The 19,489-nt window shown below is 59.6% G+C and carries 17 protein-coding genes; 10 read left to right on the top strand and 7 right to left on the bottom strand.

From position 1 onward, the window contains the following. Window positions 1-93 precede the first annotated feature (93 nt). The 6 genes from kduI to C2E16_RS09660 all read left to right on the top strand — a co-directional run bounded on the left by kduI (window position 94) and on the right by C2E16_RS09660 (window position 7,023). Window positions 94-930 (top strand): 5-dehydro-4-deoxy-D-glucuronate isomerase, encoded by an 837-nt coding sequence (gene kduI / locus C2E16_RS09685; protein WP_038626394.1) that lies wholly within the window; start codon window positions 94-96, stop codon window positions 928-930. 23 nt (window positions 931-953) lie between these two features. Continuing rightward, window positions 954-1,715 (top strand): 2-dehydro-3-deoxy-D-gluconate 5-dehydrogenase KduD, encoded by a 762-nt coding sequence (gene kduD, locus C2E16_RS09680; RefSeq protein ID WP_038626396.1) that lies wholly within the window; start codon window positions 954-956, stop codon window positions 1,713-1,715. 124 nt (window positions 1,716-1,839) lie between these two features. Further along, on the top strand, window positions 1,840-2,427 hold the full coding sequence (locus C2E16_RS09675) for a metal-dependent hydrolase (RefSeq protein ID WP_084970238.1): 588 nt from the start codon (window positions 1,840-1,842) through the stop codon (window positions 2,425-2,427). Window positions 2,428-2,606: 179 nt separating this feature from the next. Further along, window positions 2,607-3,998: an L-cystine transporter gene (locus C2E16_RS09670; protein ID WP_038626401.1), complete on the top strand. Its 1,392-nt coding sequence runs from the start codon at window positions 2,607-2,609 to the stop codon at window positions 3,996-3,998. A gap of 198 nt (window positions 3,999-4,196) precedes the next feature. Continuing rightward, complete coding sequence (gene katE / locus C2E16_RS09665) at window positions 4,197-6,461, top strand: catalase HPII (protein ID WP_038626402.1); 2,265 nt, start codon at window positions 4,197-4,199, stop codon at window positions 6,459-6,461. A 163-nt stretch (window positions 6,462-6,624) separates the two neighbouring features. Continuing rightward, the gene (locus C2E16_RS09660) at window positions 6,625-7,023 is read left to right on the top strand and encodes a DUF6515 family protein (RefSeq protein ID WP_038626405.1); all 399 of its coding nucleotides are present in this window, start codon (window positions 6,625-6,627) and stop codon (window positions 7,021-7,023) included. Window positions 7,024-7,089: 66 nt separating this feature from the next. On the opposite strand, the gene osmE is transcribed toward C2E16_RS09660, so the two are convergent. After that, window positions 7,090-7,425, bottom strand: coding sequence for an osmotically-inducible lipoprotein OsmE (osmE, locus tag C2E16_RS09655; protein ID WP_038626407.1), 336 nt, complete (start codon window positions 7,423-7,425; stop codon window positions 7,090-7,092). Between the two features lie 276 nt (window positions 7,426-7,701). On the opposite strand from osmE, the gene C2E16_RS09650 reads away from it, so the two are divergent. The 4 genes from C2E16_RS09650 (at window position 7,702) to C2E16_RS09635 (ending at window position 12,165) form a co-directional block, all read left to right on the top strand. Then, complete coding sequence (locus C2E16_RS09650; RefSeq protein WP_038626409.1) at window positions 7,702-8,892, top strand: multidrug effflux MFS transporter; 1,191 nt, start codon at window positions 7,702-7,704, stop codon at window positions 8,890-8,892. A gap of 121 nt (window positions 8,893-9,013) precedes the next feature. Then, window positions 9,014-9,841, top strand: a complete 828-nt coding sequence (nadE, locus tag C2E16_RS09645; RefSeq protein WP_038626411.1) for an ammonia-dependent NAD(+) synthetase — start codon at window positions 9,014-9,016, stop codon at window positions 9,839-9,841. A gap of 332 nt (window positions 9,842-10,173) precedes the next feature. Continuing rightward, window positions 10,174-11,037, top strand: a complete 864-nt coding sequence (cho, locus tag C2E16_RS09640) for an excinuclease Cho (protein ID WP_038626413.1) — start codon at window positions 10,174-10,176, stop codon at window positions 11,035-11,037. A gap of 102 nt (window positions 11,038-11,139) precedes the next feature. Then, a complete protein-coding gene (locus C2E16_RS09635) occupies window positions 11,140-12,165 on the top strand; it encodes an SDR family oxidoreductase (protein ID WP_081981795.1) in 1,026 nt (341 codons plus the stop codon). A gap of 81 nt (window positions 12,166-12,246) precedes the next feature. Here the strand turns inward: C2E16_RS09635 and spy are convergent, their stop codons facing one another. From spy to C2E16_RS09605, 6 genes are all read right to left on the bottom strand, one after another. Then, a complete protein-coding gene (spy, locus tag C2E16_RS09630) occupies window positions 12,247-12,738 on the bottom strand; it encodes an ATP-independent periplasmic protein-refolding chaperone Spy (RefSeq protein ID WP_038626415.1) in 492 nt (163 codons plus the stop codon). 340 nt (window positions 12,739-13,078) lie between these two features. Further along, window positions 13,079-14,086, bottom strand: coding sequence for a succinylglutamate desuccinylase (astE, locus tag C2E16_RS09625; protein WP_038626416.1), 1,008 nt, complete (start codon window positions 14,084-14,086; stop codon window positions 13,079-13,081). Between the two features lie 57 nt (window positions 14,087-14,143). Next, entirely contained in the window at window positions 14,144-15,475 is a 1,332-nt protein-coding gene (astB, locus tag C2E16_RS09620; RefSeq protein WP_038626418.1) for an N-succinylarginine dihydrolase, read from the bottom strand. Then, window positions 15,475-16,944, bottom strand: coding sequence for a succinylglutamate-semialdehyde dehydrogenase (gene astD / locus C2E16_RS09615; RefSeq protein WP_038626420.1), 1,470 nt, complete (start codon window positions 16,942-16,944; stop codon window positions 15,475-15,477). Before astD ends, astB begins: the two co-directional genes overlap by 1 nt. Then, a complete protein-coding gene (gene astA / locus C2E16_RS09610) occupies window positions 16,941-17,975 on the bottom strand; it encodes an arginine N-succinyltransferase (protein WP_038626422.1) in 1,035 nt (344 codons plus the stop codon). The genes astD and astA overlap by 4 nt, the downstream gene beginning before the upstream one ends. Continuing rightward, a complete protein-coding gene (locus C2E16_RS09605) occupies window positions 17,975-19,192 on the bottom strand; it encodes a bifunctional succinylornithine transaminase/acetylornithine transaminase (protein ID WP_038626423.1) in 1,218 nt (405 codons plus the stop codon). The genes astA and C2E16_RS09605 overlap by 1 nt, the downstream gene beginning before the upstream one ends. Window positions 19,193-19,489: the final 297 nt, after the last annotated feature.

Raw genomic sequence — 19,489 nt, 5'->3', positions numbered from 1 at the left:
TATTGAATTGCGTTCCCGTCGGGCCTATCATGCTGCTCACGACACAGGTTACACATCACCTTTACACGTTTGTAACGTCAGAGAGGCATCGACATGCAAGTCCGTCAAAGCATTCACAGCGACCATGCCCGTCAGCTTGATACAGCTGGCCTGCGGCGTGAATTCCTCATCGAAAAGATTTTCGATGCCGATAATTACACCATGACCTACAGCCACATCGACCGCATTATCGTCGGCGGCGTGATGCCGGTCAGCAACAGCGTCGCCATCGGCAGCGAAGTGGGCAAGCAGCTCGGCGTCAGCTACTTCCTGGAGCGTCGCGAACTGGGCGTAATCAATATCGGCGGGCCGGGCCTGATCGAGGTTGACGGCAAAGCTTGGGAGATCGGCAACGAGCAGGCGCTCTATGTCGGCATGGGCGCGCAGTCCGTGGTGTTTAAAAGCATCGACGCCAGCCGTCCCGCGAAGTTCTATTACAACAGCGCGCCGGCGCATACGCGTTATCCCGACAAGAAAATCACGCTGGAGGAAGCCTCTCCCACGACGCTGGGCGACGCCGCCACCAGCAACCGCCGCACCATCAACAAATTTATCGTGCCGGACGTGCTGCCCACCTGTCAGCTGACCATGGGCCTCACCAAACTGGATGAAGGCAGTCTGTGGAACACCATGCCCTGCCATACCCACGAACGCCGTATGGAAGTCTATTTTTACTTCGATATGGATGATGAAACGGCGGTGTTTCATATGATGGGCCAGCCGCAGGAGACGCGTCACCTGCTGGTGCATAACGAACAGGCGGTGATCTCTCCCAGCTGGTCGATTCACGCCGGCGTCGGCACCAAACGCTATACCTTTATCTGGGGTATGGTGGGTGAAAACCAGGTGTTTGACGATATGGATCACGTCAAAGTCAGTGAACTGCGTTAATGGTGACAGAAGGAAGCGAACTCATGATTCTCAATGCATTTAATCTGGAAGGCAAAGTCGCGCTGATCACCGGCTGCAACACCGGTCTGGGCCAGGGCATGGCCGTCGGGCTGGCGCAGGCGGGCTGCGATATTGTCGGCGTGAACCACTCCGGCGCCGACGACACGCCGGGTCTGGTTGAAGCGACCGGCCGCCGCTTCGTCAACATTAATGCCGATCTGATGGACAGCAGCTGCATTCCGCAGGTGGTGGAACAGGCGGTGGCGGCTTTTGGCCGCATCGACATTCTGGTGAACAACGCTGGCATCATCCGTCGTCAGGACGCGATTGAGTTCAGCGAAAAAGACTGGGACGACGTGATGAATATCAACAGCAAAACGGTATTCTTTATGTCGCAGGCGGTGGCGCGTCAGTTTATTAAGCAGGGCAACGGCGGCAAGATTATCAATATCGCCTCGATGCTCTCTTTCCAGGGCGGCATCCGCGTGCCTTCTTACACCGCATCGAAAAGCGCGGTGATGGGCCTGACGCGCCTGATGGCTAACGAGTGGGCGGCGCATAATATCAATGTGAACGCCATCGCGCCGGGCTATATGGCGACCAACAACACGGAACAGCTGCGCAACGATGAAGGCCGCAGCCAGGAAATTCTCGGTCGCATTCCGGCCGGGCGCTGGGGCAAGCCGGACGATATGATGGGGCCGGTGGTGTTCCTCGCCTCATCCGCTTCTGATTACGTAAACGGCTATACGCTGGCGGTCGATGGCGGCTGGCTGGCGCGCTAAACCTTACCGGACGGGGCCTGGCTCCGTCCGATATTCACTTTTGGTTACAGCGTCACAACTTCCCATCTACTGTATAAATCCCCTATACTGGATACATTGACAGTTATGTATTCAGGTTATCCTCATGACGGCCGAAGGCCACGTTATTTTCGCCATTGCCAGCGCGATATTTGCCAAACGTGCAGAGTTAACGCCAGAGCTGGCCAACGGCGACTGGTGGCATATTATTCCGGCGGTGTTGCTGACCTGCCTGCTGCCTGATATCGATCATCCTCGTTCGACGCTGGGCCAGCGCTTTCGCTGGATATCGCAGCCCATTGCGCGCGCCTTCGGCCATCGCGGCTTTACCCATAGCCTGCTGGCGGTGCTGGGCGGCGTCACGCTGTTGCGGATGAATCTACCGCACGGCTGGCCGGTGCCGACCGACGCCATGCACGGCATGGTATTGGGCTATCTGAGCCATATCGCCGCCGATATGCTGACGCCCGCCGGCGTGCCGCTGCTCTGGCCCTGCCGCTGGCGTTTTCGTCTGCCGCTCTTGACCACCAAAGCGGGAAACCAGCTGGAGCGCATTTTTTGCCTGGCGCTGGTGATGGGCGCCTTGTGGTTTCCGCCCGGCATGCCTCATTTCGGCGCGGAGGACTGGCCCGCCAAATTAATGAATAACGTTCAGTCGGGCATCGATCGGTTAATTAGCCTGCGGGCAGGCTGATTTTTAGACGAATCAATGCAAAAAGTTATAACCCATTCCATTCGGATCTAATCCTGTTTCGTTCCGGGCTGTTACCATTCCGTCAGTTACGCCACTTAATGCGTGGATAAAAATATCTTCACCCTGCCTCACAGCGGCGTTACCGCCCCGCTGTGGGGCATATTTATGGAGAAAACAGGATGACTGTTCCGCTTATTCTTAATGTCCTGGCGTTTATCGCCTTACTGGTGGTGCTCTCCAGGCTGGGCCGCAACGGCTGGAGTTTGTCGAAGAAAGTACTGGTCGGCCTGGTGATCGGCGTGCTGTTTGGTCTGGCGCTTCAGCTGATCTACGGCGACAGCGCGCCGGTGCTGAAAGAATCGATCGCGTGGTTCAACGTGGTAGGGAACGGTTATGTGCAGCTATTGCAGATGATCGTCATGCCGCTGGTCTTCGCTTCTATCCTTAGCGCCGTGGCCCGTCTGCATAACGCCTCCTCGCTGGGTAAAATCAGCGTGCTGACCATCGGCGTGCTGCTGTTCACCACCGCGATTTCCGCGCTGGTCGGCGTTTTCGTCACCACGTTGTTTGGCCTGAGCGCCGAAGGTCTGGTGCAGGGCGCGCAGGAAACGGCGCGTCTCTCCGCTATCCAGTCAAACTACGCAGGCAAAGTGGCCGATCTGAGCGCGCCACAGATGCTGCTGTCGTTTATTCCGAAAAATCCGTTTGCCGATCTGGCGGGCGCTAACCCGACCTCCATCATTAGCGTCGTGATTTTCGCCGCGTTTCTCGGCGTGGCGGCGCTGCAGTTGCTGAAGGACGATCGGGAAAAAGGCGAACGCGTACTGAAAGCGATCGACACCCTGCAACTGTGGGTGATGAAGCTGGTGCGTCTGATCATGAAGCTGACGCCGTACGGCGTGATGGCCCTGATGACCAAAGTGGTGGCTGGCTCCAACCTGCAGGATATTATCAAGCTCGGCAGCTTTGTCGTTGCCTCTTACCTCGGTCTGGCGATGATGTTTGCGGTGCACGCCCTGCTGCTCTCGGTCAACGGCATCAACCCGCTACGCTTCTTCCGCAAAGTGTGGCCGGTCATTACCTTCGCCTTTACCAGCCGCTCCAGCGCCGCCAGCATTCCGCTGAACGTGGAGGCGCAGACGCAGCGTCTGGGCGTGCCGGAATCGATCGCCAGTTTCTCCGCCTCGTTCGGCGCCACCATCGGTCAGAACGGCTGCGCCGGTCTCTATCCGACAATGCTGGCGGTGATGGTTGCGCCCACGATGGGCATCAACCCGCTCGATCCGGTCTGGATTGCGACGCTGGTCGGTATCGTGACGCTCAGCTCTGCCGGCGTGGCGGGCGTGGGCGGCGGCGCAACCTTTGCCGCGCTGATTGTGCTGCCGGCGATGGGCCTGCCGGTGACGCTGGTCGCCCTGCTGATCTCTATCGAGCCGCTTATCGATATGGGCCGCACCGCGCTGAACGTGAACGGTTCAATGACCGCAGGTTCTCTGACCAGCCGCTGGATGAAGCAGACTGACAACGCGCTGCTCAACAGTGATGAGCATCGCGAGCTGGTGCATCGCTAACGCCAGCGAAATCCGCATCAACACGCTAAGGGCCGGATAATCCGGCCCTTTTTTTTCGTCTCCGCCTTCCCTTTTCGTCTTTTCCGCGATTCCGAAAGGCTGCCTGATATAACACAAATCCCCGGAAACTCCAGGCGTACCTTGCGTGCTGTTCTATAGTTAATGAAGCCTTGAACGACATCAACAGGAGCAATGCTAATGTCGAAAGAAACTGATAATAAGGAACTGAGCCACAGCGCGCCGGCTACAGGTCCTGAATCCGCCAAGCCTGGCCTTGATTCCCTGGCCCCTGAGGATGGTTCCCATAAGCCTTCTGCCGAACCGACGCCGCCGGGCAAACAGCCTACCGCCCCTGGCAGCCTGAAGTCGCCTGATACGCGCAACGCCAAGCTCGATCAGCTGGATGCGCACCGTAAAGGGGGCGAGAATTTCCCGCTGACCACTAATCAGGGTACGCGCATCGCCAACGATCAAAACTCCCTGAAAGCCGGCACGCGCGGCCCGACGCTGCTGGAAGATTTTATTATGCGTGAAAAAATCACGCATTTTGACCATGAGCGCATCCCGGAACGCATCGTACACGCGCGCGGTTCGGCGGCCCACGGCTACTTTCAGCCCTATCGCTCCATGAGCGAGGTGACGAAAGCGGATTTTCTGCGCGATCCCGATCAGATCACGCCGGTATTCGTCCGCTTTTCCACTGTTCAGGGCGGCGCTGGCTCAGCGGACACCGTGCGCGATATTCGCGGCTTCGCCACTAAATTTTATACCCAGGAAGGGGTTTTTGACCTGGTGGGCAACAACACGCCGGTATTTTTTATTCAGGACGCGCATAAATTTCCTGACTTTGTCCATGCGGTAAAACCTGAACCGCATAACGAGATCCCGCAGGGACAAAGCGCGCACGATACCTTCTGGGACTATGTTTCGCTCCAGCCGGAAACGCTGCACAATGTGATGTGGGCAATGTCCGATCGCGGCATTCCGCGCAGCTACCGCACCATGGAAGGGTTCGGCATTCACACCTTCCGCATGATCAACGCGCAGGGCAAAGCGACCTTTGTGCGCTTCCACTGGAAGCCGGTGGCGGGCAAAGCGTCTCTGCTGTGGGATGAAGCGCAGAAGCTGACCGGACGCGATCCCGATTTCCATCGCCGCGATCTCTGGGAAGCGATCGAGGCGGGCGACTACCCGGAATATGAGCTGGGCGTACAGCTGATCCCGGAAGAGGACGAGTTTAAATTCGATTTCGATCTGCTTGACGCCACCAAACTCATCCCGGAAGAGCTGGTGCCGGTAGAGCTGATCGGCAAAATGGTGCTGAACCGCAATCCAGACAACTTCTTCGCCGAAACCGAACAGGTGGCGTTCCATCCGGGCCATATCGTGCCGGGACTCGACTTCACCAACGATCCGCTGCTACAGGGACGCCTGTTCTCTTACACCGATACGCAAATCAGCCGTCTCGGTGGCCCTAACTTCCATGAGATCCCGATTAACCGTCCGGTTTGCCCTTACCATAATTTTCAGCGTCAGGGCATGCATCGCATGGATATCGACACCAACCCGGCAAATTATGAGCCAAACTCGATTAACGATAACTGGCCGCGAGAAACGCCTCCGCAGCCACGTCGCGGCGGCTTTGAAAGCTATCAGGAGCGAATCGAAGGCCATAAGGTGCGCGAGCGCAGCCCTTCTTTCGGCGAGTATTATTCGCAGCCGCGCCTGTTCTGGTTGAGCCAGACGCCGGTAGAGCAGCAGCATATTATCGACGCTTTTTCGTTTGAGCTGGGTAAAGTGGCGCGCGCCTACATCCGCGAGCGCGTGGTCGATCACCTTTTGCATATCGACGTGTCGCTGGCGCACGGCGTGGCGCAGAACCTCGGTATCGCGCTGTCGGACGATAAACTGCACACGGCGCCGCCGAAAGATGTCAATGGCCTGCGCAAAGACGCCAGCCTGAGCCTCTACGCGGTGCCGAGCGGCAACATTAAAGGCCGCCAGGTGGCCCTGCTGCTGAGCGACGGCGTTAAGGCCGCCGACGTATTGGCGATCCTGCAAGAGCTGAAGGCGCACGGCGTGCACGCTAAGCTGCTGGCGGCGCATATGGGCCAGGTACGCGCTGACGACGGCTCTACCCTGCCCATTGACGGCACCTTCAGCGGCCTGCCGTCGGTAACGGTCGATGCGGTTATCGTGCCGGATGGCAATATCGATGCGCTGCTGCTGAGCGGCGACGCCCGCTACTATCTGCTTGAAGCCTATAAGCACTTGAAAGTGATTGCCCTGAGCGGCGACGCGCGTCGCTTTAAGGCGCAGTTCGGTCTTGGCGACGATGAGCCTGAAGAAGGCGTGATCGAAGATGTAAAAGCGGAAGGCGTCTTGATGAGCGAATTTATCGCTTTTCTCGGCGCGCACCGCATCTGGTCGCGTAGTCAGAAAGCACTGAGCGTGCCAGCCTGATGATGCTCAGGCGGGCCGCCCGGCCCGCCTTTTCTCTTCACAATTTCCCCCAAGCGTTAAGGAAGCGTTAAGCGTGGTAAGCAGCCGCAAAAACGGCCTGATTACGCTTGTTTTTTTCCGCTACCGCGTCAATCCTGCCAGCAGTTAATGCAGGAGAATCACCATGAAAAAGGTTATCGCATCGCTACTGGCTCTGACCCTGACGGCGCCCGCCGTGGCCGTCGCGCACCCTTATGGTCCCGCTCCTGGCCCCGGCTGGCGTCACGGCGGCGAATGGGGCGGACACGGCTGGGGACGTCCTGCGCCCTTCCGCTTTCTGCCTGAGGCGGCAACGGCGGTATTGATTGGCGGGCTGACTTACTATCTGCTGAACGGCAATGTCTATCAGCGTCAGGGCGAGACTTATGTCATGGTGCAGCCGCCAACGGAGCGGATGACGATGGGCGATGCGATGCGCGCGCTGGATTACAACGGGCGTCGTTACTATGTGCAGGATGGGCACTACTATGAACGCAATATCGATGGAGAATATCTTGAGGTGCCGCGACCGCCGGGACTGTAAACGGACGAGGCGTAAAACAACGGGGGCGGCCTTTGCAGACCGCCCCCATTAATGTGCTATCCGGCCTTACTGGTTGGCCTGCGGATCGGTGTCGTACTCTTTACAGCTCTGGAAGCCGTAGTTCATTACACGACCGGTATCGCTGTAGCTGACGAAATAGGTCTGCGGTTTGCCGTCACGCTCACCCAGCACATAGGTCTGACAGGTGCCGCGCGCGTGCACCATGGTGATTTCCGTCGACGCCGGGCCCGCGATCTGACGTACCTGCTCGCGGGTCATACCTTTTTTCACATCCTTAACAACCGGCTGAGTCACATAGCTTTCAGCACGATCGTAAGCGCTACAGCCAGATAACACGGCCAGAGCCACAGCAGCACCAACTAATCCTGTGAATTTTTTCATCTTGTTGTTCCTCATTTATTGTCCATGTAGGCATAAGCGTGGAACATAATTGCTGATTTATCAAATTTATGGCGTGCATTTTTCTTTATTCGGTCTTTTACGCGCGCTTCCGCCGCAGCGGTGATTGCCCGCAGCGATTGTCGCGGCGGAAAACCGTAGGGCGAGGCGGCGCTTCTTCGTATAATTCGGCCGCCCGACATCACAGCCTGACGCGGATCTTAAGAAATCCGCGCGCAACAGAGCCTCACCATTCCTGACAGGGAGACAAACAACACCATGACCTCTATTCATCCTAACCGTATTGGTTATGCCATCAGCCTGGGTTTACTGGCGGCGCTGGGGCCGCTCTGCATCGATCTTTACCTGCCGGCGCTGCCGGCGCTGGCCGCCGACCTGCAAACGCCGACGGCGACCGCCCAGCTCAGCCTGACAGCCGGCCTGCTGGGGCTGGGCGCGGGTCAGCTGATTTTTGGGCCGCTCAGCGATAAAACCGGCCGTCTGCGCCCGCTGACGCTTTCGCTGATCCTGCTGTTTATCGCCTCGGTCGGCTGCGCCCTGGCGCAGAATATCAACCAACTGCTGCTGGCGCGGCTGTTTGAAGGCCTGGCGGGCGCGGGCGGCGCGGTATTGTCGCGCGCCATTGCCCGCGATATGTACAGCGGCCATGACTTAACCCGCTTTTTCGCCATGCTGATGCTGGTTAACGGCCTGGCGCCGATCGCCGCGCCGGTAATGGGCGGCGCGCTGATGACGTTTCTCGACTGGCGCGGCCTGTTTATGGCGCTGGCGCTGATCGCCCTGCTGTTGCTGGCGCTGGCGCGCCTGAAGCTGCATGAAACGCTACCGGAGGAACGTCGCAGCCAGGGATCGCTGCTTTCCGCCTGGGCGGCGCTGGGCAAGGTCGTCACCCATCGTCCGTTTATGGGCTTCTGTCTGACGCAGGGCTTTATGATGTCCGGCATGTTCGCCTATATCGGCGCCTCGCCGTTCGTGCTGCAGCAGATCTACGGCCTGTCGCCGCAGGCGTTCAGCTTCTGCTTCGCCCTTAACGGGCTGGGGCTGGTGATCGCTTCGCAGACCAGCGCGCGCCTCTGCCCGCTGTGGGGCGAATATCGCGTGCTGAAGGGCGGCCTGACGCTGGCGTTTATCGCTTCCGGCACGCTGGTGCTGGCCGGTCTGTCCGGCGCCGCCCTGCCGCTGGTGCTGACGGCGCTGTTCTTCAGCGTCGCCAGCAACGGCGTAATTTCGGTGACCGCAGCGTCGCTGGCGATGCAGAGCCAGGGCCAACGCGCCGGCAGCGCGTCGGCGGTGATTGGCGTTACCATGTTCACGCTGGGCGCCATCAGCGTGCCGGTCACCGGCATTGGCGGCACCTCGGTGCTGACCATGACGCTGACCATCTTCGGCTGCTACCTGCTGGCCATCACGATGTTTCTGCTGCTGGCGAAAAAACCGCAGACTGTCTGAAATCGCCGCGCCTGAGCCGGCTCAGGCGCAAACCGGCTTGTCGTTTTGCCGGATGCGCGTTAGTTTTAACAGAATATGCATTCGCAACGAGCCAACAGGCTACTGATTCAAGGAGAGGTTTATGTCACTGCAGCAGGAAATCATTGAGGCGCTGGGCGTCAAACCCACCATCGATGCCAAACAAGAGATCCGTACCAGCGTTGAGTTTCTGAAATCCTATCTGAAAGCCCACCCTTTTATTAAAACGCTGGTGCTGGGCATCAGCGGCGGTCAGGATTCCACCCTGTGCGGCAAGCTGAGCCAGCTGGCGATGAGCGAACTGCGTGAAGAGACCGGCGACCAGGAATATCAGTTTATCGCGGTGCGTCTGCCCTACGGCGTGCAGGCCGACGAGAAAGATTGTCAGGACGCGCTCGATTTCATTCAGCCCGATCGCGTGCTGGTGGTGAATATCAAAGAGGCGGTGCAGGCGAGCGAGCGCGCGCTGAAAGCGGCAGGCATTGAACTCTCCGATTTTGTGCGCGGCAATGAGAAAGCGCGCGAGCGTATGAAGGCGCAGTACAGCATCGCCGGGATGACCAAAGGGCTGGTGGTTGGCACCGATCACGCCGCGGAAGCGGTGACCGGCTTCTTTACCAAGTACGGCGACGGCGGCAGCGACATCAACCCGATTCATCGCCTGAATAAAGGCCAGGGCAAAATGTTGCTGAAAGAGCTGGGCTGCCCGCAGCATCTCTGGCTGAAACACCCAACCGCCGATCTGGAAGACGATCGTCCGGGCCTGCTGGATGAAGTGGCGCTGGGCGTCAGCTACGGTCAGATCGACGCCTATCTGGAAGGGCAGCAGATCGAGGAGTCCGCCGCTAAAACCATTGAAGGCTGGTATCAGAAAACCGAGCATAAGCGCCGCCTGCCGGTGACCGTATTTGACGACTACTGGAAGAAATAAATTTTGCGCGAGCGGACCGTCGGTCCGCTCTTTTATCGCCCGTCCGCCCCGTTTATTTCCGCTTTAACGTTACGCAGAATTCTGTTGCGCTCCTCTCTTTTCCCGCCCTGTTGCTTGTCTGCGCAGACCCGTCTTCCGCCTGCGGGCATCATTTTTTTCTGATGTCCCAAGGGAATGAATTACGCCGCCGCTTAACGGGGCGCACTGTGAACTTATCGCGTCAGCCCGCCGCTCCAGCGGTTTTCACTGCGCCTCAGCGCCGATTTTTCGCACTGTTCAATTTCCATTCCGGCTGATAAACTGGATATGCAACCAGTAAAACGGAGTCACCTGTGGTAAGACGTGCTGCCAGTCACCGCCTGGAATTTGAACCAGCGGCTATTTATGAATATCCCGAACATCTGCGTTCTTTCCTGGCCGATATTCCCAATCTGCCCGGCGTCTATATTTTTCACGGCGACAGCGACGTGATGCCGCTCTATATCGGCAAAAGCATCAGCCTGCGCACGCGCGTTATGTCCCACTTCCGCACGCCGGATGAAGCGAAAATGCTGCGCCTGACGCGCCGCATCAGCTGGATCACCACCGCTGGCGAGCTGGGCGCCCTGCTGCTGGAAGCGCAGATGATCAAAAACCAGCAGCCGCTGTTTAACAAGCGTCTGCGACGTAACCGGCAGCTCTGCTCCTTACAGTGGGACGGCGTGGGACGACCGGATGTGGTCTACGCGCGCGATCTCGATTTCTCCGCTTCGCCGGATCTGTTCGGGCTTTATTCCAGTCGCCGCGCCGCGCTGGAGACGCTGAAGAAGATCGCTGACGAACGTCAGCTCTGCTACAGCCTGCTGGGGCTGGAGAGCCACAGTAAAAACCGCGCCTGCTTCCGCGCCAGCCTGGGCCGCTGCGCCGGCGCCTGCTGCGGCAAAGAGCCGATCGGCGACCATCATGGCCGTCTGCTGGAGGCGCTGGAGAAAGTGCGCGTCGTCTGCTGGCCGTGGCCTGGCGCCGTGGCGCTGGTAGAGGAAGGTCCGAAAGAGACGCAGATGCATATTATTCATAACTGGTTTTATCTCGGCTCCGTCAGTCATCTCGACGAGGCGAAAAACCTGACCAGCCCGCCGAAAGGGTTTGATAACGACGGCTACAAATATCTCTGCCGTCCGCTGCTGAGCGGCAAATATCCCGTGATTCCGCTGTAAGCGCCCTGCCGCTTCGCTTCGCGCCATAGGTGATCCGCGTCTACCTTTTAATCAGTTGTGTCGCCGTTTGTTGGGCACTTTTACTGATGAAAAGGAGAACGCATGTCTCAACACGATCACAGTGGATTTTCTCGTCGCCAGGTGGTTGGCGGACTGATGGGCAGCATGGCGGTTACCGGCATGGCGATGTCGGGCAGCGCCAGCGCCGCAGAAAACGGCGGTGCGTCGCAAAGCAGCGCCCCGCCTCAAACCGGCAAAGACCCGCGCGAGCTCTACCCAAAACCCCCTTTCGAACGTCAGCCGCAGGACCCGCCGGGACTGGCCAGCAAAATGGTGCCGCGTCCTGATCATGGCGAAGAGAGCTATCGCGGCAGCGGCCGACTTAACGGACGCAAGGCGCTCATCACCGGCGGCGACTCCGGCATCGGCCGCGCCGTTGCCATCGCCTACGCGCGTGAAGGCGCCGACGTGGCGATCAACTACCTGCCGGAAGAGGAATCGGATGCCAAAGAGGTGATCGCGCTGATCAAAGCGGCGGGCCGTAAGGCGGTAGCGATTCCGGGCGATATTACCGACGAAGCCTTCTGCGAGAAACTGGTCAACGACGCCGCCGCGCAGCTGGGCGGGCTGGATATTCTGGTCAACAACGCCGGTCGCCAGCAGTATGTGGAATCGATCACCGATCTCACCACCGAGTCATTCGACAAGACTTTTAAAACCAACGTCTACGCCATGTTTTGGATCACCAGGGCGGCGATGGCCCATCTGAAACCGGGCGCGGCCATTGTCAACACCTCGTCGGTACAGGCGGGCAAACCGAGCGCGATTCTGCTTGACTATGCGCAGACCAAAGCGGCGATCGTCGCCTTTACCAAAGGGCTGGCGAAACAGGTGGCGGAAAAAGGGATTCGGGTGAATGCGGTCGCGCCGGGGCCTTACTGGACGCCGTTGCAGTCCAGCGGCGGTCAGCCGATGGAAAAAGTGATGAAGTTTGGCGAAGAAGCGCCGTTTGGCCGTCCGGGTCAGCCGGCGGAGATCGCCCCGCTCTACGTCACGCTGGCTTCGGCGGAAACCAGCTTCACTTCCGGCCAGGTCTGGTGCTCCGACGGCGGCACCGGTACCTTCTGATATAACAAAACCGCCGACGCTGCCCACGGCCAAATGGTTGTGGGCAACGTCGGCGGTCTCAATATCTATGCCGCGCGGCGATTATTCATCTGCTGGCGGAGGCGTCATCTTACCGTCATGGTTCTCTTTTGCAGTCAGACGTTTCTCAAAATTAGCGTTGTACTGTTTTTTCTGCTCCGGCGTCAGCACATTATACATCTTGTTCTGCACCTCCATCATCGCCACGGCGTTTTCTTTCGCATTGGCGGTCATCTTCTCAGCCTGCGCTTCCGCTTTGGTGCGGTCAAAGCTGTCGGCGGCGATAATCTGGTGATTAGCGCGGCGCTCCTCCAGAGAAGGACGCTTAATCTCTTTGTGCGACGCTTTCATGATATCGCGCATCTGCTGCTTCTGCGCATCGGTCAGATTGAGATTCTTAAACAGCCCCATCGGACCATGCTGCATTGGGCCTTTATGATGCATCGGTTTTTCGCTGCCTGCCGGCGCCGGCGTCAGCGTATCCGCTGCATGAACAATGCTTGCTGCGCCGAAAGCCAGGGAAGTCGCTACAAAAAGAGATGTCAGTTTACGCATAATAATATCCTTACTTATCAGTTTTATGACGACAGGCTGTGTCGCTGCTACGGAAATGAGTTTACGACACCTAACGTCAAGTACTCAGTTCATGAGTAAAGCCCTGAAAGCATAGAAGATAAAAATGCAGCAATCCTGGAGAGAATAAGAAGATTAAGGTGAGGAATTGCAAAAAAATATGACACTGTGCGGAATTTGGCGGGAATTGTGGAGAAGTGTAACCCCTGGGACAGAATTGAGGAAAGAAAAAGTTAACGCGCGCTGAGTAGAAAGGCAGCGCCCGTTTTTCGGCGGCGAGCCTGCCGCCCGGCTGACAGCGTCGCCCTGTCCGGCGGCGTGGTTATTTCAGGCTTTCGCCGCTAAGCAAGGCGTTGTGGGCGTTATCTTCCACCAGCATCAGTCCGGCGCGCAGCCCTGTCGCCACGTTGGGATTGGGAAACAGCACATATTCCCGCGCCTGCTGCACGAAATAGCGCGTTTCGCCATCCTCCGCCAGCAGGGTTCCCTGCGGAAAGGCGGTAAAGTTCAGCGTTTCCGGTCCCATATGGAGAGCGAAACGTTCGCTGTTGCGCGTAATCTGCTGCGATACGCGATAGCGGCGCGGCGGCGCGGCGCCATCCGGCAGCGCGTCGCCGAACAGCAGCGCGGCCAGCGCCTGCTGCGCCGCCGCGAACTGGGTCAGATCGTTCTGCCCGAAGGGAAGCGCTTTGCCCAGCTCCAGCGTAGAGCTGGCGGCCTGAAAATGTTCACAGCTGTAATGGGTAAAGGTGCCGCCCGGCGCGCGATGAAACACCAGCGCCTCCATGCCTGCCGCCGCCAGCCAGTGCATAAAATCGTCGGGCCACGGGCGCTGGCTGTGGGGCATTACGCCGAAGCGCGTATGGTAAGAGCCGCGAATCGCGGTATGCAGATCGAGATGCCAGCGCACTTCCTGATGCGCGCCCGCCTGCCAGAAGGTTTCCAGCGCCTGCTCCAGACGCCAGGCGCGCTGCGCTTCGGGACACTCTTCAAACTGCTGCCAGCGGCCGCCGAACAGCCGGTTCAGATCGCAGCGTAGATAGCGCTTGTTGGCGCGCAGCGCAGGCGGATTGCCCAGCAGCACCAGCAGCCGCACCGCCAGCGGCGTCTCGCCCTGCAGCAGCTGCGTAATAAGCTGATTAACTATCTCCACCGGCGCGGTTTCATTGCCGTGAATGCCAGCGGAAATCGCCACCGCGTGCTGCGTTGGCGTCAGGGGGGTCAGTTCAAGAATGCCTTCATCCAGCCACTGCCAGCGCAGATGCGGCAGCGTCCCGCTGGTAACGGCCGGCGCATGGCCGGAGAGCGTTTGTTGTAACAGATCCTGCATGACATCTCCTGTGACGCGGAAGCCGGCGGCGTCGGGCCAGACGCCGCCGCATCGATTTTATTCCTGCTGGAATGAATAAACACTTCCTAAGTCTAGCAAACGCGTCAGCGCGTCCAGCGCTTCACGTCCTTCGGTCAGCAGTTGCGGGTCGGCCAGGTCAGCCTGAGAGAGCCGATCGCGATAATAACGGTCGACCCACTGGTTCAGCGTGTCGAACAGACGATCGTTCATCATCACTGCCGGGTTCACCGCCTGCTGCTCAACGGCGTTCAGCGCCACGCGCAGGCGAAGACAGGCTGGCCCGCCGCCGTTGCACATGCTTTCGCGTAAATCGAACACCATCATCTCACGAATCGGCCCACCGTTCTCTACCAGTTCGGAAAGATAACGCCAGACGCCGTTATGCTGACGCGCTTCCTGCGGCAGCACCAGCAGCATATCGCCGTTGTCGCGGCTCAGCAGCTGACTGTTGAACAGGTAGGTAGAAACCGCGTCGGCGACCGATACGCGCTCATCGGGGACGATCACCGGCGTAAAACCGGGCACTTTTTCGCTCAGCTCCGCCAGCAGGCGTTCCTGATGCAGAAACGCCAGCTGATGACAAAACAGCACATGACGGTTGCTGACGGCGATAACGTCATTATGGAACACGCCCTGGTCGATCACCGCCGGATTCTGCTGGGTAAAGATCGTGCGCGCCGGATCGAGCTGATGCAGTCGGGCCACCGCCTCGCTCGCTTCGCGGGTCTGACGTGCGGGATAGCGCGCCGGCACCAGTCCACTGTGCCCCTCTTCACGGCCATAAACGAACAGCTGCACGCCCGGCTCGCCGTAATCGCCGCCGAAGCGGTTATGGTTCGCCGCGCCTTCGTCGCCGAACAGCGCCACCTGCGGCAGAGCATGATGATGAGCGAAATAGCGATCGTCGCGGAAAATCGCACGCAGCAGCGCGCCGGTGGTCGGCGCTTCGATCGCCCGGTGGAATTTGTTGTTCAGGTTGGCGACGGTAAAGTGCGTTTTGCCGTCGGCGCTGTCGGCGGAAGGCGATACGGTAGCGGCGTTCGCCACCCACATTGCCGAGGCGGAGCTGACGGCGGAGAGCAGCTGAGGCGCCTGACGCGCCGCCTTTTCCAGTACCTGCGCGTCCGTGCCGCTGAAACCGAGCTGGCGCAGCACCGGCAGATTCGGCCGCTCATGCGGTGGGATCACCCCCTGCGCGAAACCGGCGTCCGCCAGCGCCTTCATTTTCAGCAGGCCCTGCTTCGCCGCCAGGCGGGGATTAGAGAGCTGATGCTGATGACGCGTGGAGGCTTCATTGCCGAACGACAGTCCGGCGTAGTGGTGCGTCAGCCCCACCAGCCCGTCAAAGTTGACTTCTTTGGCTTTCATCAGCGCGTCTCCTGGCGATGGCTGAAATCAACGCCCGGCGCCAGCGTGGTGGGCAGGGTCAGTTCCGGGGTTTCCAGCGAGGCCATCGGCCAGGCGCAGTAGTCCGCCGCGTACCAGGCGCTGGCACGGTGGTTGCCGGAGGCGCCAATGCCGCCGAAAGGCGCGGTGCTGGCGGCGCCGGTCAACGGCTTGTTCCAGTTGACAATGCCCGCGCGCGCCTCAATCAGCAGCTGGTCGAATTTCTCGCGCTGCGGCGAGATCAGCCCGCACGCCAGACCGTAACGCGTGGCGTTCGCCAGCCGAATCGCCTCGTCAAAACTGTCGTAGCGCACCACGGCGAGCAGCGGCCCGAACACCTCTTCGTCCGCCACCTGCTTCACGCCGGTGAGATCGATAATCCCCGGCGTCAGCAGCGCGCTGTCGCGCGCCGGCCAGCGCATCTTCAACAGCACCTTGCCGCCGAGGGCGATGCGTTTTTGCCACTCCTGATAAATATGCTCCGCCGCCTGCGGTGAAATTACGCTGCCCATAAAAGGCTGCGGCTCATCGTTCCAGCGACCGATGCGCAGCTGCTGCGTCACCTCAACCAGCCGCTGCAGGAAGGCGTCCCCCTCCGCGCCGCGCTTTACCAGCAGCCGACGCGCGCAGGTGCAACGCTGACCGGCGGTAATAAAGGCGGACTGCACGGCGATCCAGACCGCCGCGTCGGTATCAGGCGCATCCTCGACAATCAGCGCGTTGTTGCCGCCCATCTCCAGCGCCAGCATCTTCTCCGGCTGGCCAGCGAACTGGCGATGCAGCTGATAGCCGGTGTTGGCGCTGCCGGTAAACAGCACGCCGTCAATCTGCGGCTGCTGCGCCAGCGCCTGTCCGGTCTCGCGGCCGCCCTGCACCAGATTCAGCACGCCCGCAGGCAGGCCCGCCTCCAGCCAGAGACGCACGGTTTTTTCCGCGGTCAGCGGCGTCAGCTCGCTGGGTTTAAATACTACGCAGTTGCCCGCCAGCAGCGCCGGAACGATATGACCGTTGGGCAGATGGCCGGGGAAGTTATAAGGGCCGAACACCGCCAGTACGCCGTGCGGCCGATGGCGCAGCGCGCTTTCCGCCTCCTGATGGGTGCCGGTGCGCGTGTGGTACGCCTTCACGGAAATGGCGATCTTGTTGATCATCGCCTGCACTTCCGTCTGCGCCTCCCAGCGTGGCTTGCCGGTTTCGCGTGCGATGGTCTCGCTCAGTTCGCCTTTATGCTGCTCCAGCTGCGCGGCAAAGGCTTCTACCAGGGTCTGACGCGCCGAAAACGGCAGCCGCGCCCAGGCGGGAAAAGCGGCGCGCGCGGCGTCGCAGGCGGCGGCCACCTGTTGCGCGTCGGCGGCGTTGCCGCGCCACAGCGGGGCGCCGTCCACCGGATCGGCTTTGCTGAAGCTCTCGCCGCCGCCCGCGATCCATTGTCCATTAATACAATGCGTCATGCTTTTTTCTCCTCGCCACACAGTGGTACAACCCGCAGCGCGTCGCCGGGCTGACAGCGTAAAATTTCCGCGGCGTCCGCCGGCACGCGCAGCCTGTTCTGCTGCGTATCGGCGCGCAGCAGCAGCACGCGGAAGTGGTGATAGTTGTCGTTGCTGACCAGGCAGAGCGGCAGATCGTCCCCGCTCGCCTCGCCTTCCTCCATGGTCATCAGGCGGCTTTTGCGCACCGCGCGGATGCGGTCAATATCGCACTCCAGCGTCGGACCGCCGTCGAAAATATCGACGTAGTTCTGATAACGGAAACCTTCCGCCTCCAGCACCGCGCGCGCGGGCGCGGTTTGCGGATGCACCTGGCCGATTACCGCCTGCGCCTCCGGCGAAAGGTAATGCACATAGAGCGGATGCTTCGGCATCAGCTCGGCGATAAACGCCTTTTGTCCGGTGCCGCTGAGAAAATCGGCCTGGGTAAAGTCCATCGAGAAGAAGTGGCTGCCCACGCTTTCCCAGAACGGTGAACGCCCCTGCTCATCGCTTACCCCGCGCATCTCCGCCACCACTTTGGTCATAAAGCGATCGCGGAAGGCGGCCATAAAAAGAAAGCGCGATTTCGACAGCAGATAGCCGTTTTTGCCGTCGCGCCGCGACGGGTCAAGGAACAGCGTGCAGAGTTCGCTGCTGCCGGTATGATCGTTGCACAGCGACAGCGTCGCCAGGTTGTTATAAACATCCAGCTCTTTCGAGGCGTGCACCTGGGTGCCGACGCGAAAGTTGTACCAGGGGTCCTGCAGACCGACCGCCACCTCAATGGCGCAGATACCGCACGCCAGGTGGGTTTCGCTGTCCGCCAGCACAAAGACATAGCCCTGCTCGGCGCGCGGCAGCGTATCCTGCCAGGTCTGAATCGAGCGCTCGATGCGCGCCGCCAGCGTTTTGCTGTCGGCTGGCAGCGAGGTCAGGCCGCCGCCGGTTTTACCCGCCAGCGCCATCAGCTGCGGCAGATCGTCGCGCTCAACGGGACGGATATACATCATCAGGCGCCTCCTTTTACTATCGCTTCGCAGGCGCGCTCAAAACGGGCCAGCCCCTCTTTCACATCCTCTTCGCTGATAATCAGCGCAGGCGCGAAACGGACGACGTTGGCGCCGGCGATCAGTACCATCACGCCCTCCTCGGCTGCCGCCAGGCTAATCTGCTTCGCTTTGCCGCTGAAATCTTCGTTCAGCACGCCGCCGATCAACAGACCGAGACCGCGCACCTCTTTAAAAAGGCGCAGGCGCTGGTTGATGGCGTTCAGCCCCTCGGTAAACCAGCGGTGGCGCAACTGCACCCCCTCCAGCACCTCCGGGCGGTTGATCAGTTCCAGCACCTTGCCGCCCACCGCGCCCGCCAACGGGTTGCCGCCGTAGGTGGTGCCGTGGCTGCCGACATTCAGCGCCGACGCCAGCTTTTCCGTGGTCAGCATCGCGCCAATGGGGAAACCGCCGCCAAGCGCCTTGGCGGTGCTCAGTACGTCCGGCGTCACGCCGTAGTGCATATAGGCGTAGAGCGACCCGGTGCGGCCGACGCCGCTCTGCACTTCATCAAAAATCAGCAGCGCGTTGTGACGATCGCAGAGCTCGCGCAGGCCGCGCAGGAAAGCGGGTTCCGCCGGCAGCACGCCGCCTTCGCCCTGAATCGGCTCGACGATCACCGCGGCAGTCTGCGCATTGATCAGCTGCGCCGCCGAATCGAGATCGTTGAACACCGCATGATCGATGCCGCCCGGCAGCGGCGCGAAATCTTTTGAATAGGCGGGTTGGCCGCCAGCGGTAACGGTAAACAGCGTGCGGCCATGAAAAGCGTTTTTAAACGCGACGATATTGCTTTTCTCCGGGCCGAAATGGTCATGGGCATATTTACGCGCCAGCTTCAGCGCCGCTTCATTCGCTTCCGCGCCGGAGTTACAAAAAAAGACGCGATCGGCGAAGGTGGCGTCAATCAGCTGTTTCGCCAGGCGCAGAATCGGCGCATTGGTAAAGCCGTTGCCGGTATGCCAAAGTTTGGCCGCCTGCTGCTGCAACGCCTGCTGAAGTTCCGGGTGCGCATGTCCCAGCGCGTTCACGGCGATGCCGCCGGCAAAATCGATATATTCCTTGCCGTTCTGATCCCACAGACGCGAACCTTCAGCGCGATCGGGCACAAAGCTGGCAGGAGAATAAGCGGGAACCATCCAGCGATCAAAATCCTGACGAGAAACTGACTGTTGCATAGCGGCCTCATAGCATCACCCCAAGGGTGAATCAAAAGTTTAAATTATGTTAATGAAATGATTCATTGCAGCTCTACTCTAGATTGCACGCTTCATGCCAGCCAGCGTTATAAATGCATAAACCGATCCGCCACACCTAAAATCAATCACTTACAACCCAGCGATATTCACTCTTAATGCATAAATAGTGAATAATTATCTGAGGCGTCGGCATTGGCGGGAGATCCGAGAGCGGAATTATGCAGAGAGAAAATAAAATATTGCTTTTGTGATCCTGAATAACATTTGCTGTTAAAA

This window comes from Mixta calida (genome assembly GCF_002953215.1).
Lineage (GTDB): Bacteria > Pseudomonadota > Gammaproteobacteria > Enterobacterales > Enterobacteriaceae > Mixta > Mixta calida.
This window is presented reverse-complemented; position numbering and strand designations above follow the sequence as displayed.